The sequence below is a fragment of the Streptomyces sp. ASQP_92 genome (assembly GCF_025399895.1).
Classification (GTDB): Bacteria; Actinomycetota; Actinomycetes; order Streptomycetales; family Streptomycetaceae; genus Streptomyces.
Genome location: NZ_JAODUA010000002.1, coordinates 681,946 through 698,073, shown reverse-complemented (window position 1 = coordinate 698,073; position 16,128 = coordinate 681,946). Strand labels below are relative to the sequence as shown.

At 72.0% G+C, this 16,128-nt stretch carries 10 protein-coding genes and 1 CRISPR repeat array; of the genes, 1 reads left to right on the top strand and 9 read right to left on the bottom strand.

All coding sequences use genetic code 11. The annotated features are described in order from the left end of the window. Positions 1-95: 95 nt before the first annotated feature. The 7 genes from N4G70_RS09140 to N4G70_RS09110 form a co-directional block, all read right to left on the bottom strand. Positions 96-1,709: an APC family permease gene (locus N4G70_RS09140; protein WP_261711989.1), complete on the bottom strand. Its 1,614-nt coding sequence runs from the start codon at positions 1,707-1,709 to the stop codon at positions 96-98. 109 nt (positions 1,710-1,818) lie between these two features. Next, positions 1,819-2,733, bottom strand: coding sequence for a glycoside hydrolase family 25 protein (locus tag N4G70_RS09135; RefSeq protein WP_261711988.1), 915 nt, complete (start codon positions 2,731-2,733; stop codon positions 1,819-1,821). Between the two features lie 167 nt (positions 2,734-2,900). Next, positions 2,901-4,796, bottom strand: a complete 1,896-nt coding sequence (locus tag N4G70_RS09130; RefSeq protein WP_399034691.1) for a phospholipase C — start codon at positions 4,794-4,796, stop codon at positions 2,901-2,903. A gap of 185 nt (positions 4,797-4,981) precedes the next feature. Continuing rightward, the gene (efeB, locus tag N4G70_RS09125) at positions 4,982-6,211 is read right to left on the bottom strand and encodes an iron uptake transporter deferrochelatase/peroxidase subunit (RefSeq protein WP_261711987.1); all 1,230 of its coding nucleotides are present in this window, start codon (positions 6,209-6,211) and stop codon (positions 4,982-4,984) included. Then, the gene (locus tag N4G70_RS09120) at positions 6,208-7,473 is read right to left on the bottom strand and encodes an EfeM/EfeO family lipoprotein (RefSeq protein ID WP_261711986.1); all 1,266 of its coding nucleotides are present in this window, start codon (positions 7,471-7,473) and stop codon (positions 6,208-6,210) included. The genes efeB and N4G70_RS09120 overlap by 4 nt, the downstream gene beginning before the upstream one ends. A gap of 155 nt (positions 7,474-7,628) precedes the next feature. Continuing rightward, entirely contained in the window at positions 7,629-8,597 is a 969-nt protein-coding gene (locus N4G70_RS09115; RefSeq protein ID WP_399034686.1) for an NADP-dependent oxidoreductase, read from the bottom strand. Between the two features lie 146 nt (positions 8,598-8,743). Continuing rightward, positions 8,744-11,902, bottom strand: coding sequence for a bifunctional cytochrome P450/NADPH--P450 reductase (locus N4G70_RS09110; protein WP_261711985.1), 3,159 nt, complete (start codon positions 11,900-11,902; stop codon positions 8,744-8,746). A gap of 59 nt (positions 11,903-11,961) precedes the next feature. Between N4G70_RS09110 and N4G70_RS09105 the strand changes: the two genes are divergently transcribed. After that, positions 11,962-12,840 (top strand): PAS domain-containing protein, encoded by an 879-nt coding sequence (locus tag N4G70_RS09105; protein WP_315904235.1) that lies wholly within the window; start codon positions 11,962-11,964, stop codon positions 12,838-12,840. On the opposite strand, the gene N4G70_RS09100 is transcribed toward N4G70_RS09105, so the two are convergent. Beyond that, entirely contained in the window at positions 12,827-13,714 is an 888-nt protein-coding gene (locus N4G70_RS09100) for a RimK family alpha-L-glutamate ligase (protein WP_261711984.1), read from the bottom strand. The genes N4G70_RS09105 and N4G70_RS09100 overlap by 14 nt on opposite strands. Before the next feature lie 54 nt (positions 13,715-13,768). Continuing rightward, positions 13,769-14,159: direct repeats of the CRISPR family, unit length 21 nt; unit sequence TCGCGCAGTTCCCCGCGCCCC. A 214-nt stretch (positions 14,160-14,373) separates the two neighbouring features. Continuing rightward, entirely contained in the window at positions 14,374-15,984 is a 1,611-nt protein-coding gene (locus tag N4G70_RS09095; protein WP_261711983.1) for an adenosine deaminase, read from the bottom strand. Positions 15,985-16,128: the final 144 nt, after the last annotated feature.

Below are 16,128 nucleotides of genomic sequence, written 5' to 3'. Positions count from 1 at the left end.
CCGGATGGGCGGCCTTGGGGCAGTTGGGTGGATTCGGCAGCCGGTCCGAGCTCCCGTCGGCGCCGTCTGCCGTGCCGGTGGGGACAGTTGTCGTGTCAGTCCGCGGGTAGTGCGGTGACCGGGGCCGTGCGCAGATGTGCCGTGCCGGAGCGGACCGCCCAGAAGAACACACCGAGCGCCAGGACTCCCACCACGAGGGAGTCGTACGGTGCGGGCAGGTGGCCCGAGCCTCCGAAGGTGCCGAGCCACGAAAGCAGGGTGAGCGCCGCCAGATGGAACACCAGCCAGGCGCCGTGGCGCAGTTCGTCGCGCGAGGAGCGGCCCTCGGCGTCGGGGCGCAGCATCAGGAACAGCGGGACGCCGGCCAGGACCAGGGGCAGGGCGAGCCGCAGATGGTGCCACCCCGACCAGAACACGAACTCGCTGGCCACGACGAAGCTGATCGGCGCGATCCAGTGCACCCCGGCGACCTGCCCGTCCGAGGGCGGGAGCCCGCGGTCCCTGTCGTGGGCGCGGAACGCGGCGGCGGCGACCGCCGAGGCGGCGTACACGATCAGATACATGTCGCCCATCACGCTCACGATGTCCTGCCAGCCGCCGAACGGCAGCATGAAGACGATGATGACCAGGAGGTTGAGCACCAGGGCGCGGCGTGCGGTGCCGGAGCGGGGGTCGATCCGCATGAAGAAGCGGGGCAGCAGCCCGTTCTTGGCGAGGGCGTAGGTGTGCCGGGCGTCGATGGCGACGCCGACGTAGGCCGAGCCGCCCGGGGAGACCACCGCGTCCGCGTAGAGCAGCGTGGCGAGCCAGTGCAGGTTGAGGACGAGGGCGAGCTGGCCGAAGGGCGAGTCGAAGTTGACGCCCTGCCAGCCGTGGCCGAGGAGCGAGTCGGGCACGGTGAACAGGAAGGCCAGTTGCAGGCCGAGGTAGACGAGCACCGCGAGCCCGATCCCGGTGAGCACGGCCAGCGGCACGGTGCGGCGCGGGTTGCGTGCCTCGCCGGAGAAGTCGAGGGGGGCCTGGAAGCCGTTGACGGAGTACACGATGCCGCCGCCGGCGAGCGCGGTCAGACAGGCCGCGTAGCCGTACGGTGCGAAGCCGCTGTGGTCGGTGAGGCGGCCGGAGTGGGTGCCGGAGAGGAAGAGGGCGACCACGGTGAGGACCGGGACGAGGACCTTGAACAGGGACACCAGGTTGTTGAGCCGGGCGAAGGCGCGCACCGCGAACCAGTTGAGCGCCGTCAGGAGCACGCTCAGGCCGCTCGCCACGGCGAGGCCGGAGCCGGTGAGGCGGCCGTTGTCGTAGAGGCCGGGCAGATAGTGCGCGGCGTACTGCATGATCGCGCTGATCTCCGCCGCGGTGCCGCCCACCGACAGGAGCACCGACCAGCCGACGACGGTGCCGACCAGGCGTCCGCTGGCGTACAGCGGCCACCGCACGGTGCCGCCGCCCTCCGGCCGGGTGGCCCCGAGTTCGACCATCACAAGCGCCACCAGCGCACACAGCACTCCCGCGCCGACCCAGGACAGCAGGGCGGCGGGTCCCGCGGTCTGGGCGGCGAACATCGCGGCGAACAGCCAGCCCGAGCCGAGGATGTTGGAGAAGCCGATCGCGGTCAGGCTCCAGAAGCCGAGTTCCTTGCGGAGCCGCCGCTCCTCGCCGAGCACCGTCAGGATTGCGGGGGTCTCCCCCGGCTGGGTCGGCCGCACGCGCGCCCGCCTCCTCGCATGACTTGGGACAGGAGTGCCCAGGGTGTCACGCCCGGCGCCGTGCGTCGCCGAGGAGGACGGCCGAGTTCCGGCTCTTCGCGTGCGGTCGCTACCAGGTCTCGATGGCGAAGGTGACGCCCGCGGTGTCGGTCTGGAGGCTCAGTTTCACATCGCCGCTGGTGATGTTCACATCGACGGCGCCGCTCGCGGCCTGCACCTGTACGTCCCTGATGTCCCGCCAGCCGGTGCCGTTGTGCAGGGCGACACGGACCGAGCCGACCGCCGGGGTGTCGGTGATCTGGTCCATGCCGAGGTGCAGCCGGCGGTTGTAGGTGTCCCACGCGGTGCCGTGCGGCAGCAGGACGACGGTGGGCTGCGCGCCCGGGTCGACGTGGCCGATGATCCATTGGGGCATGTCGGTCTCCTGAGGCGGTGAGGGCTGGAACGAGAGGGCCCACCTGCGCAGTTCACTGAGGCCGGCGAGGTGGCAGTAGTCGTGGTCGAGGCCGTTGGACTCGCCGTACTGGTGGAACATCCAGGGCGCCCGGATCCCGGGGTCGCCGGCCGCGCGCCCGGCCGTGGCGATCCACAGGAAGTCGGCGCAGTAGCCGTCCTGGTCGACGTTCCACCAGTAGTCGAGGTTGGCGTACATGCCGACGGGGTGATGCGGCAGGCGCCCCTTGACATACCTCAACCAGGCGTTCTTGTAAGCGCGTTGGGTGGACTTGGCGACGCGCGAGTTCGCCGCGTCGTAGCCCTCCCAGTCCAGGATCACCACGTCGCCGGGCCGCCAGTCGACCTGCCGGATGAAGTGGTCGGCCTCCGCCTGGGGGCTGTTGGCCATATTGGGGTAGTGATAGCCGCCCCACACCAGGCCGTTGGCCTTGGCGTGGTCGCGCTGTGACACCCAGCGCGGGTTGATGTACGAGAGTCCTTCGGTGACCTTCACGAAGGCGAAGGACAGACCGCTCGTGTCCGGTGTCGACGACTGGTACGACGCCCAGTCCTGCCCGTAGATCCCCATGAGAATCCCTCCGCGAGCGGGCCGGAACCACCTCTTCCTCCCCGTTGCTTGCCCGCGATGGAGCGGCCCGACTCCCCCGTCGGCGTGTCGTGCCGTACCTTTCGCGCGGCACACGCGAGGGCCGCCGACAACCGTCGGCGGCCCTGTGTCAGCGGGAGTTGCGGATGTTACGGAGTGGGGCGAGCGTGCTTCCTGCGGCGGTGCAGGGCGACGGCGATGCCGGCGCCGCCCACCGCGAGCGCACCGGCGGCGATCCCGGTCGGCACGAGCGCCGAGGAGGAGCCGCTCTCGGCGAGGGCCTCACCGCCCGTCCGGGGCTGGGGGTGGTTTCCTGAGCCGCCCGTGGTGGTCGCGGGAGTGGATCCGGCGGCCGGTGGGGCGGGGTGCTCGGGGATGTCCTTGACGGACTTGACCGATCCGTCCGCGTTGAGCAGCACCTGCTTGCCGTTGGGGTGCTTGAAGTCGAAGGCCGAGGTCAGCGGGTTGGCCCGGGCGTCGAAGGAGGCGTCGCCGATCCGGCCGGTGTGCCAGTTGTCCTCGATGAACCGGGTGATGGACGCCTGCTCGGTCAGGGTGTGGTCGACCGCGTTGACCTTGCTGTACGGCGAGATGACCAGGAGGGGCTGGCGGGTGCCGGGGCCGCATCGGTCGGCGTAGTCTCCCGCGGCGGCGGGCCCTGCCTGACAGGCGGGGCTGTCGGCGGGCTTGCCCTGGGAGCCGGGCTTGGTGTCCTTGGAGCCGTTCTGCGGCTTCGCGTACGCGTGGTCGTACCAGCCGTCGGAGTCGTCGTAGGCGATGAGGACCGCGGTGTCCTTCCACTGCGGCGACTGCTGGATCTTGTTGATCCGCTCGATCAGGTAGTGCTGTTCGTCGAGGGGGTCGGAGTAGGCGGCGTGGCCGTCCTGGTACTCCGAGGCCTTCAGGAAGCTCACCGCCGGCAGGTTGCCCGCCGCGAGGGCCGCGTCGAAGTCGCCGAGGTCGTAGTTGTGGTTGGCCTGCCCCTCGTGGCCGATCTCGGCGGTGTTCTTCGGGGGCAGGTGGTGAGGGTTGGCGGTCGACGCGTAGTACTGGAAGGGCGAGTGGTGCGGGCTGTAGTCCACCACCGCGGCGCCTCCCACGTTGGTGTGGGTGCTTCCCGCGCACTTCGCGTAGTGGCCCTGCTTGCCGTCCCAGGCGGTGCTGGGCCGGAAGCCGCCCTGGAACCAGCCCCAGGACACATGCCGCTCGTTGAGCAGGTCACCGATGTTGCGGCCCTGGAGCGCGGCGAGCGGGCTGGTGCCGCTGTGGTCGTTGCCCGAGCAGTCGTCGTACGCCGGGTCGGGGTCGTTGACGAGGGTGCCGACGCCCTTGGCGTCGGGAGAGACCACGGTGTACGGATCGGGCGTCGCGGTCTGCTCGGGGTGCTCGGTGCCGGAGGCGGGGTCGGTGGAGATCACGCCGTGGGTCTGCGCGGAGATCAGGTTGATCGCGCCGGGCGTGGAGGGGCCGTAGGTGGTGCTGAAGGAGTTGTCGCCGAGGGTGTAGTGCTGGGCGTAGTTCCACATCGCGGTGACGGTGTTGCCGTCGTAGTAGTCCATGACGAGGCCTGGCTCGCCGAACAGGTTGCCGGAGCACTTCCCCGAGTCGGTGTTCTGCACGTACAGGTCGGCCTTGCCGCCGTTGGCGGCGTACTGCTCGGGGCCGTAGCCGTGGTTCTGGTCGCAGGTCATGGCCTGCTCGGGGGTGAGCCGCTTGGGCAGGTACTGGTTGGGGTTCTTCGTCAAAAGCCCGGCGTTGCGCAGCGTGTTGATGTCCTTCGGGGTGTGCTTGTCCGCGGTGAACCTGGTGCCGTCCGTGTTGGCCGCCACGGGGTAGGTGCCGAAGTAGTGGTCGAAGGACACGTTCTCCTGGAAGAGCACCACCAGATGCTTGATCGGGGTGGCCGTCCGGCCGTCGGGGTGGTCCGCCGGATCCGCCGCGGCCGGGACCATGCCACTGAGCAGGCCGAGCGCCGCGGCCCCGGCGAACACCGCCCACCGTCCGGCCCGGCGCTCCGCACCCACCGCGCTGCGTTTGCTGCCCATGCTCCGCGTGCCTCCACTGGCGTCCGGGGTCCGGCCACCCTCGTGATGTCGTTGACGAAACGCGATCCTTCGCGCGGACCACTACACCGCGCCCGCGCCACGGTGTCCCCCCGGTGAACAGCCCGCCAGGGATATCAGGCCAAAACTTGACCCTCCGTTGAGGGGCCGGGTCCGGTGGGACGGCGTCAGAGCAGCAGAGTACGGCCGAGCCAGTCGGAGCGGTCCCTTACGCCGGGCAGGGCAAGGAAATATCCTCCGCCGAACGGCTTGATGTAGTCGGCGAGCGGCTCGCCCGCCAGCCGCTTCTGTACGGCCTCGAACTGCCGGGCCAGGTCCTGCTGGTAGCAGCAGAACAGGAGGCCCATGTCGAGGTCGCCGTTGGTGTCCATGCCGCGGTCGTAGTTGTAGCCGCGCCGCAGGATCCGCCGGCTCTCGCTCGGCCCCGACCGGGGGTTGGCCAGGCGGATGTGGCTGTCCAGCGGGATCACATCGCCCTTGGGGTCCTGCGCGAACTTCGGCACGTCGAACTCGCCGGCGCCGTCCAGCGGCGCTCCGGTGTCCCGGGCACGGCCGATCATCCGCTCCTGTTCGGCGAGCGAGACCCGGTCCCAGAACTCCACCAGCATGCGGATCAGCCGCACCACCAGATAGCTTCCGCCCGCCGCCCACGCGGGCTCCGCGCCCCCTTGGCCCACCCACACGAGCCGGTCCATCGCGGCCCGGTCGGCGGTGTCGGGATTGGCGGTGCCGTCCTTGAACCCCAGGTGGTTACGGGGAGTTCCGCTGGGCCGCGGCGGACTGGTGAATCCGTCCATGCGCCAGCGGACCTGCATGCCGCCCCGGGTGTGGCGCGTGATGTCGCGCAGGGCGTGCAGCACGATGTCCGGGCTGTCCGCGCACAGTTGCAGGCTCAGGTCTCCGTGGCACCACGCCGGGTCGAGGTCGTCGTCGGGGAAGGCCGGCATCGTGGTGAGCCGGGCCGGCTTGCGGTCCTTGAGGCCGAACCGGTCGTCGAAGAGGGCGGCGCCGACCCCGGCCGTGATCGTCACCCCGCCCGTGGGCCCCTGCGGCCCGAGCACTCCGGAGTCGCTGGGCGGCGCCGTGATCCCCACCGGGACGGGCGAGCCGCCGACGGCCAGGAAACGGGCCCGGTCGGTGAGGGCGCGCATCAGCTCGGTGAGCTCCCGGCGGTCGGCGGCGGTCACGTCGAAGGAAACCAACGCCGTTGCGCGGCGCGGAAGTTGGAGGATGCCGGCCTGGTGGGTGCCGTGGAAGTCGGGCGAGGTCGTGATGCTCGCCGTGTTCCCGGCCCGGGCCGGGCGGGGGATCGCGCCGGACAGCGCGGCACCGGTGACCGCCGTTCCCACCCCGGCCGCGGCACCGCGCAGAAAGCCCCGCCGTCGTACCTCACTCATGCCGTCCTCCGTGCGTCGCAGATCGTCGCCACGGGGGCGAGGAGTTCCACCGCCTGCCCGATGTCGCTGTTGAGGCGTTGCCGGTCCTGGCGGCCGAGTTGTGCCGGCGGTGTCCAGCGGCTGCCCTCGCCGAAACGGTCCAGGGTGCGCTGGGTGCGGTCGAGCCAGGCGTCGAGGCGCGGCAGGGCCGGATAGCGGCCGGCGAGCAACGGACGCAGCAGGCCGAGGAGTTGGCGGGTGCCGTCGAGGTTGGCCCGGGCGGTGGCCAGGTTGGTCCCGCTGCCGTAGTCGGTGCGTCCTGTGAGCTCCGCGCGGGCGGTGTCCTCCAGGATCTCGTGGGCGCGCAGGCCCAGTTGGGCCGGGTCGAGGCGCTGCTGCGGCCAGCTCTCGCGCAGGGCGTGCACGGCCTGCGCCAGCCGGTCGGCGGGCCCGCGCAGCGAGGCCGCCGACTCCCCGTGCCACAGGCCGTACTCGACGCGGTGGAAGCCCTCGAAATCCTTGGCCGAACGGGCATCGGAGGGGGCGGGGCCGGACCCGTTGATGGCCTGGCCGGCTGCGCCGAACGCGTCGTAGGCGCCGCCCATGCGCTCGTAGACCAGGTGCGCGGGCAGCCAGGCGGCGCGCGCCGCGTCGAGGTCGCCGTCGTCCACGGCACGCTTCAACTCATCGGTCAGCTCGGCGAGTTCGACCATTCTGTCGGCCACCCAGCGCTGGTGGGCGAGGGCCACCGGGATGAGGTCGTGCTGGGTCACCGGCACCACGGCGGGCCCGCCTCCGGTCGTGGGGCCCTCGACTCGCACGGTGGGACCGGTGACCGCGGCGGCGTCGTCCGGCAGGCAGGTGAAGGCGTAGGAGCCGCCGCCGAGGACCACCCTCAGCTCGCGGGTCGTGCCGGGGGCGAGGCCCTCGATCTCGCCGTGGACGGCGCCGGTCGCCCGGTCGGTGAGATCGACCTCGGCCGGGGCCGAGGACGTGTTGTGCAGCGCGAAGACCTGAAGGCCCGCGCCGCCGCCGCTCCACCCCTTGCCGCAGGCGCCCGGGGACACCTCGACCACCGTGGGGCCCCCGGCCGAGCGGCCCTTGGCACCGTCACCGGAGGAACCGGAGGAACTGAGGGCCCACAGGGTTCCGCCCGTCGCGACGGCGGCCACGGCCAGCGCGGCGCCGAGGCGACGGCCACCGATCGGCCACGCCCTGGGCGTCCGCGCCCTGGACCCCTCCTCGGGCGCGCCCGGTTCCGGGCCCGGCTCGGGGTCGCTCATCACGGCACTCCGTTCGTGTCGGCAGCGGAAGGACGACGCCGCTCATGCTAGGCACCCCGCCGGGCCGGAACGCGCCCGCGGCGGGCGCGCGTCCGGATTTCTCCCGCGTTCGCCGACACGTCTCCGACCGGCCCGAGGGGCCGGGCCGGCGGAGCCTACGCCGAGTCGCCACCGACCCGGATCACGATCTTGCCGTGGGCGTGACCCGTCTGGCTGAGCTCGAAGGCCTCCGCGAGCCGCTCCAGGGGGAACGTCTCGGCGACCGGCACCTTGAGGCCGCCCGAGTCGGCGAGCGCGGCGAGCTCCTCCAGGCCGGGGCCGTCGGGGCGCACCCACATCCACTGGCCGCCGGCCTCCATGACGGAAGGGTCGGCGATCGAGGCGTGGCGGCCACCCTCGCGCAGGACCGCCCGGGTGGTGTCGAGCACCCCGCCGACGTAATCCACGACGACGTCCACGCCCTCGGGGGCGATCGCCCGGATGCGGTCGACGACGCCGTCGCCATACGTCACCGGCTCGGCCCCGAGCTCCCGCAGCCGGTCGTGATTGCGCTCGGAGGCCGTTCCGATCACGCGGGCGCCCATGGCCCGCGCGATCTGTACGCCGAACGTGCCGACGCCTCCGGCGGCGCCGTGCACGAGCACCGTGTCGCCCTCGGACGTCCCGAGCCGCGTCAGGGTCTGCCGCGCGGTGAGCCCGGCCAGCGGGACACCCGCGGTCTCCTCCCAGTTCAGGGACTTGGGCTTGCGGGCCAGGGCCCGTACGGGAACGGTGACGTACTCCGCGAAGGTGCCGCCGTGCACATAGTCCTTGCGGGCGTACGCGAAGACCTCGTCGCCCGCCTTCCACTCGGGGGTGTCGATGCCGACGCGCTCCACGACACCGGCGACGTCCCAGCCGGGGACCACCGGGAAGACGGTGTCCATCATGCCGTCGAGGCCCCCGGACATGATCTTCCAGTCGACCGGGTTGACGGCCGCGCAGCGCACCCGCACGAGCACCTCGCCCGGCCCCACCTTGGGCATCGGCTGCTCGGTCGCTTCGAGGACGGAGTTGTCCCCGTAGGAGGAGTACGTCATGGCCTTCATGGTGCTTTTCTCGGATTCCGCGGAGCTGGTGGGCATTGCGTGCTCTCTCCCGATGTAGAGGTGGGCGGGGTTCGGTCCGACGGTGACCGCCTACCCCGATTTCTCCGATTCTGGTGCGCACCGCGCGGGGCCGCTTCCCGGGCGGGCCGTGGCGCCCGGCCGGAAGGCGGGCCCGACGGGTCTCAGCCGGCGTAGACGTCCTCCACGTAGCGGCCCTCGGCGGTGAGGCGGCCCAGCCAGTTCTCGGCCTCCTCGGCGCCGGCGCCGGTGCGCCCCGCGTACAGTGCGCGCAGGGCGTCCCGGACGCCCGGTGCCATGCGGCTTCCGTCGCCGCACACATAGATCCGGGCGCCCGCCTCGATGAGCGGCCAGATGTCGTCCGCGTCGGCGGCGATGCGGTGCTGCACGAAGCGGCCGTCCCCGTCGGCCGGCGCGCTGAAGGCGGGGCGCAACGAGAGGACTCCCGCTCGTTCCGCGGCGTGCAGTTCGTCGGCGTGCAGGAAGTCGGCGTCCGGTGCGTCGCAGCCGAAGAAGAGGACGGCGGGCGCGGGCCCCGGCACGGTCAGGCGGTCGGCCACGGCGCCGCGGAAGGGGGCGAGACCCGTTCCCGCGGCGATCATGATGATGGGTTCCGGTGCGTCGGGCGCGATACGGAAGGCTTCGCGGCAGGGCTGGATCCGGGCGAGGACGGTGTCGCCGGGCCGCAGGGCGTGCAGATGGCCGGAGCCCGTGCCGCCGGGGTTGAGCGAGACCATCAGATCGGCGTGGCGCGGGTCGCGGGCCGGCGAGGAGGACACGGAGTACTGGCGCGGGCGCAGCGGCGGCAGCAGTTCCATCAGGGTGGGCCAGTCGAGTGCGCCCCGCAGCGCCGGGTGGTCCTCGATGAGGGCGATCAGGGGGCGCGGGTCGTCGGCCGGGAGCTGTGCGAGGGCGGCACGCTCGGGCGGGCAGGGGTTGTGCGCGGCGAGCAGCTCGACCTGCCCGGAGGTCGGCTTGCCCGCCAACTCGACGTAGTGCGTGAGGAGTTCACGTACGGCCAGCGGGCGGTCGACGGGCAGCGCGGCGGGGTTGGCGCCCTGGGCGTGAATGCTCAGGACGGTGTCGAGGTCCACGCCAAGGGCCGTGGCGGCCCGGGAGACCAGCGCCGGGGCGTTCACGGGCAGGACGGTGAGGTGGTCTGCGGTGCGGTAGTGGACGCCGTCGGGCAGGGCCAGACGGATGAAGCGCTTGGGTCGCGGATGGCCGGGTGCCGTCAGGTCGCGGGCCTCGGTGACGGTCATCTCGGTGAGGCCGTGACGGGCGGCGAGGGCCTCGCGGGGCCCGCCGGTGATCTCGGTGACGGTGTACGCGGCCGTGACGGGCGGCGCGGTGGCGCCGACGCTTTCGGGGTCCCCGTACCGTTCGAGGAGGGCGACCCGCAGCGAGTCCGTGAACTCCCTTACGCTGCCCATGAGTTCACCGGACGCGTCGGCTTCGGCGCGGGGCAGCAGCCGATCGCCGCCGAGGGCGTCGAGACGCTCGTCGATGAGGGTGGGCACCCGCTGGTAGGTGGCGGCCCAGTTGCGGTCGCCGACGCCGAGCACGGCGAACGGCACACCGTCGGCCGCGCCCGGCTGTGCGTCCTCGATCCAGCGGACGAAACGCGCGGCGTCGTCGGTGGGCTGCCCGTTGTAGGAGGCCGCGACGATGACGACGGGCCGGTCCGTGGGCAGGGCGCCCGCGTGGGCGTCCAGCGGGGCGATGTGGGTGGCCACACCGAGGGCGGCGGCTTCGGCGGCCAGCCCTTCGGCGAATTCCCGGCAGGTGCCGTAGTTCGTGCCGTGCAGCAGGAGCAGACCCGTGCCCTGCCGTACCCGGGAGGGAAGTTCGGGCATGGACCGGGCGGCCTCGGACGCCTGGGCCGTTGCCGCGCCGGGCAGCGCGATCCGGTTCAGGGCGCGGTCGGCGGGGGTGCGCGGGATCAGTGAGAGGGTGAAGCCCTCGGGCTTGAGGGTGAGGGTCTCCTTGATCCGCAGACGGTAGTCGCCGGAGTCGACGAACCGGTAGCGGTGGGCGAGCAGCGCGAGCAGCATCGTCGCCTCGTGGAGCGCGAACTGACGCCCGATGCAGGCGCGTTCACCGGTCCCGAACGGCTTGTACGCGTGTGGCGAGCGGGCCGCCTCGGCCTCGGGCGCGAACCGTGCGGGGTCGAACAGTTCCGGGTTGTCGCCCCAGGCCGGGTCGCGGTGCAGCATCGGCGTGAGCACGGTGACGAGGTCCCCGGCGCGCAGCGGGACACGGCCCCCGAGCAGGGTGTCCTGGCGGGCCTGCCGCGTGAAGGCGGCCGCCGTGGGCCACAGGCGCAGCGTCTCGCTCAGCACCTGACGGGTGAAGCGCAGCTTGCCGATGTCCTCGAAGGTGGGCTCGGGGTCGGTTTCGTCGCCCCACAGCGCGTCGGCCTCACGCTGGACCAGCCGCAGCGCGGTCGGGTCCTTGAGCAGGTGGTAGAGCGCGAAGGACAGGGTGCCCGAGGTGGTCTCGTGGCCGGCGATGAGGAACGTGATGACCTGGTTGCGGATGTTGGCCGCGTCCAGGGTGGTGCCGTCCCCCGGGTGCGCCGCGCCCAGCATCAGACCGAGCAGGTCATCGACGGAGGTATCGCCGCTCGCCGTGCGGGCCGCCACGACCTCGTCGACCACCGAGGCCAGATAGGCCGAGTCCCGCTCGAACTCCCGGTCCTCCTCGCTGTGATCGGCGCCCGGGGCGCGGCCCAGCCGCTTCATGCTCCATTCGAGACAGCGCACCATCGCCTCGACGAAGGGGTGAGGGGTGGCGCGTCCGAAGGAGTCGAAGTCGAAGCCGAAGCCGGCCAGGCCGATGGTGTCCAGGGTCATCCGCGTCATGTCGTCGGCGACGTCCACGGCGTCGGCGCGCTCCGCGCGGCGGTCCCAGCTCTCGATGACACGGCGGGCGACCCGCAGCATGGCGGGGTGATAGGTGCGCATCGAGCCGAGCGCGAAGGCGGGCATGAGGATGTCGTGCGCCTTGGCCCAGTTCGGCTCGTCGTTGTAGGCGGTGAACAGGCCGTCGCCCGCGAACTCCCGCACATGGTCCAGGACCTTGGAGATGCCCTTGGCGAAGCGGGTCTCGTCGGCGAGTTCGGTGACGAGGTCGAGGGAACTGACGAAGAGGTTCTGGTGCGCGTTGAGGCGGCGCCGATAGATCGGCCCGTGCAGCCGGGCCAGTTCCATGGCCTGCTGGATGGGCGTCTCGGTGAGACCTCCCGACGAGATGTCCACGAGGGGGACAGTGTCGTCGGTGGCCGACTGGGGCTTCGTGGGGATCAGGATCGTGTCCGTCATGGACCAAGCCTCACCCTCCCGGTGTGCCTGGCCGGGGCGCGCGACTGCATGATTGTGCAGTGGTTTCTCACGTCCGGCACTTGCGGACGGGCCAGGAATGGGGGCGGTGGCACGCGGCGGTGGCCGACGAACAGGCGGAGCCCGGCGGCACGGCCGAGGAGCAGCCGATGGCCCGTGGCACGGCGGCCGAACAGCTGGCAGCGAGTGACATGGCCACCGGACACGATGAGGCGCCGCGCACCGGCGCGGGTCGTACAGCTCGGGCGACAGCACGTGACCCGGCCGCCGAACAGGAAGCGGCGGCCGACCTGGGGGCGTGGCGCAACCACTTCCTGACCCTGCTCGACCGCATTGCCCTGCCGATCGCGGTCTGCTCCATCTACGGGGACGTGCACGTCGCCAACCCGGCGATGGCTGCCGAGTGGGGCACCACCCCGGGCCGGCTGCGCGGCCGCCCCCTGCGCGAGCGGTTCACCCCGCGCTCCGAGGACCAACTCGACCGGCTGGTCAGGGCGCTGCGCACGGGGCGCACCTCGCGCTATCCCATCGAGGTGACCTGGCGGTCCGGCCGGGACGGCGCGGAACGCGAGGGCGAGTTCACCATCGACCCGATCATGGCGGTCCCCGAGCCCGCTCCGGTGCTGCTCGCCATGTTGTACGTACGCGACGAGCGGCCGAAACCGCCGCCCCTGCCGGGGGGTTCGGTGAGCGAGGTGCAGGCCCGCATCCTGGCGCTCGCCGCGTCGGGTGCGACCACGGCGGCCATCGGAAAGGCACTGGGCCTGACCGTCGACGGCGTCAACTACCACCTGACCCGGCTCTCCCAGCGCTGGCGGGTCCAGGGTCGTACGGCTCTGGTGGCGAAGGCCTACGCGCTGGGCGTGCTGGCCCCCGGACGCTGGCCTCCGGAGCCGGCCGGCGGCCTCAACGCGCCGTGAGCCGGGCCTGGGCGGCCACCGCCTCGACGAGGCTCTTGAGGCCCGGAGCGGTGGTGTCCAGGAAGAGGTGGGGCTCGATGAGTTCGAGTTCCATGAGCACGGGCGACCCGGTGTCGTCCAGGGCGAGGTCGACCCGGGCGAAGAGCGGGGCGTCCGTCGACGGGAGCGCCGCCAACGCGGCCTGGGCGATGGCGAGTTCCGCCTCGCTCGGGCAGTGCTCCACGAGATCGGGGTGCGGCTCCCGGGAGTTGTCGATCACACCCGGCTCGGTCAGCACCTCACCCTTGCGCAGGGCGTGGCTGAAGGTGCCGCCCACGAAGACCAGGGCGCGCTCGCCCTCCGCGATCCGGCGCAGGTATGGCTGGACCATCACGGCGCGGCCCTGCGCGAGCAGCGCCCGCGCGTGGGCCGTGGCGTCCGCGGTCCGGCCGGGCTCGTAGCGTGCGGTGTCGCGTGCGGCGACGGACACGGTGGGCTTGACGACCACGCCGTGCGGGTGGGCGAAGTCGCTCGCGTGGCACGGGTCGCCGGGTTCGAGGACGCGCGTGGGCACGACGGGGACGCCTCGCTCGGCGAGTTCCAGGAGGTAGCGCTTGTCGCTGTTCCAGCGCACCAGGGGGGCGGGGTTGGCGAGGCGGGTGAGACGCGACGTGGCGTCGGCCCAGGTGAGGAACTCGTCGAGGCGGCCCGCGTAGTCCCACGTCGAGCGGATCACCGCGAGGTGGAAGTCGCCCCATGCGACGGAGTCCGCGTCCCACGCGACCGCCTCTGCCTCCAGGCCCTGGGCGCGTAGTCCCGCCACGACGAGGGGCAGGTCGACGTCGTGGGTGAACCCCATGTCGCTCGTCACTATCGCGACCCGTGCCGTTCCCATGTGCCCCTCATTCCATCGTGCCCACGCCCCACCCCGGCCCGAACCTTCCCACACGCGCCCCATGCCCCGCCCCCCTTTTTCCCCTCCCGGCCCCCTCACCCCCCACCCCTCGCGCCTGCGCACCACACCCCGCGCCTCGCGCAGTTCCCCGCGCCCCCAAGGTCCGTTTTCGTCCGCGGACCGTGACCACCACTCGCGCAGTTCCCCGCGCCCCTCAGCCCCCTCGACCCTGCGGACCGTGCATGGCTGATCGCGCAGTTCCCCGCGCCCCCAAAAACCCCCTGACCCTGCGGACCGTGCGTGGCTGATCGCGCAGTTCCTCGCGCCCCCAAAAACCCGCCTTCGTCCGCGGGCCGTGGTCGCTTCTTGCGCAGTTCCCCGCGCCCCTAAAAACCCGTCTTCGTCTGCGGATCGGGGTCGCTTCTCGCGCAGTTCCCCGCGCCCCTAGCGGTACTGGTGCTGGCCCGCATCGGGCATTTCAGCCCGTCCGGCGATTGAGGACGAGCGCCCTTAAGGCGCGAACGGGGTCTGGGGCGGAGCCCCAGAGGTCCCGGAACCAACCAACCCGCCGCACGGGCGGGCGGGCGGGAAAACACCCCGGGGTCTGGGGCGGAGCCCCAGGAGGGCCCGGACCTGGCCCAAAGAACCCCCACCCCCGCTCAGCGGCGAGCGTACCGCCCCTCGAACTCGCTCCATTCCCGCTCCAGTTGCCACTGCACCGCCGCCTTGGGACTCGCCTTCAGCAGGGCGCGGCAGGAGGCGCTGGGCGGCCGGTGCGCCTCGGGCGCGTCGTGGGCGCACGGCTTGGCGAACGCGTCGTACCGGTCCTGTTCCTTCCACAGGCCGGCGCCCTCGATGAAGGCGTGGTCGAGCGAGGCGCGTACGAAGGTGCGCAGATGGGCGACGGTCAACTGCTGGTCTGTAACTGCCTGTTGGAAGACGGCGGTCAGATCGCTGCGGCTGACGCCGGGGTCGTCGGTGGCGAGCGCGACCGGGACGCCCGCGTCCAGATAGGTGCGCAACGGGTGCCGGTCGCCGCTGACGCGGAGGATCTCGGCGTTGCTGATCAGCGGGGCCTCGAGGAGGACGTGCCGTTGGCGCATCCGCGCGGTCAACGCTCGCGGGTCCCGTTCGTGGGCGAGGTCGACGCCGTGTCCGATGCGGTCGGCGCCGGCCACGTCGACCGCCTCGTTGATGTGGAAGGTCAGATCGCGCGCACGGACACCCTTGAGCCCCTCCACGAGTTCCCCCGCGTGCAGACTGACCCGCACGTCCGGAGAGCGGGACTTGAGGAAGTCGATCATCCTCATGTGCAGGGTGTAGTCCCGCAGCGCGACGGGCGCGTCCTCCGGCTGCACCATGTTCACGCCGACGAAGCGGCCGAGGTGGTGGCGTACCAGCTCGAAGCCGAGGATCTGCTGGGCGAAGACATGGCGGGGGTCCAGGGCCCGCAGCACCTGGTAGTCGAAGCGGATCGCGACCCGGCAGGCCTTCGGGGCCGCTTCGGTGTCGCAGCCGAGCAGCTTGCGCGAGTCGCGGACACTGCGGTCGGTGTCGTCGGCCGCCTGCCGCACCAGTGCCTGGAACTGCCGGTCGGCGAGCAGGGTGGCGTGGAACGCGGCGAGGTCGTCGGGGCTCGGGTTGTTCGGCAGGATGCGGTCGACGAGCTGATCGAGGGGGCCGACCTCGGGGGTGATCAGCGTCTCCAGATAGCCGGTGTGCTCCTTCGCGGCGTCCCGGGCCACCTCGGCGAGCATGTCCGCGTCGTGTCCGGTGGCCGCTTCCCCGAACTTTCCGAACGTGTCGAAGAAATGGTCGTGTCCGGGCTGGGGATCTCCGTCGGGCGGCAGCACGAAGCCGCGCATCGACCAGGCCGCGATGACGCCACGCCGGAACGGGCCCGGCGTCAGTGCGTCGCGCGCCGGGCGTTGCCCTGTGGCGCAGGGCAACGGGCCTGGGGTGACGACATACGTCGTGGTGTCCACGCACTTGCCGTCCCGCGCCGCGTACCCGATGAGCGACTCCGCGCGCACCGCGCCTCCCAGGTGGTGGTGCAGATCACCCCCCTTGGGCATCTCCTCCAGAAAGCGCCTGAGGGCGTCCGGCGAGTCGGCCACACGCCCCAAGTAGGCTTCCACCGCTGCCAGTTGGGGGTCGGCTCCGTATGATGCGGCCGTTGGGGCGGCAGCCGCGGGCAGCATCCCGACCGCCACTCCCAGCGCCGTGGCGCCGACGAGTACCGGCCACCGCGTTCCGTACCACTTCCGCATGGGGTGTTTCCTCTTCTCGTCCACTCCCGCATCACATCATCGGACGACCCGACCCACCGGTTGCGACCCTCCACCCGACCGACTTCCTGGACCCTTTCGCCACTCGGACACGGAACGTCGACCGGCTGTCCACGAGCTCTCTCA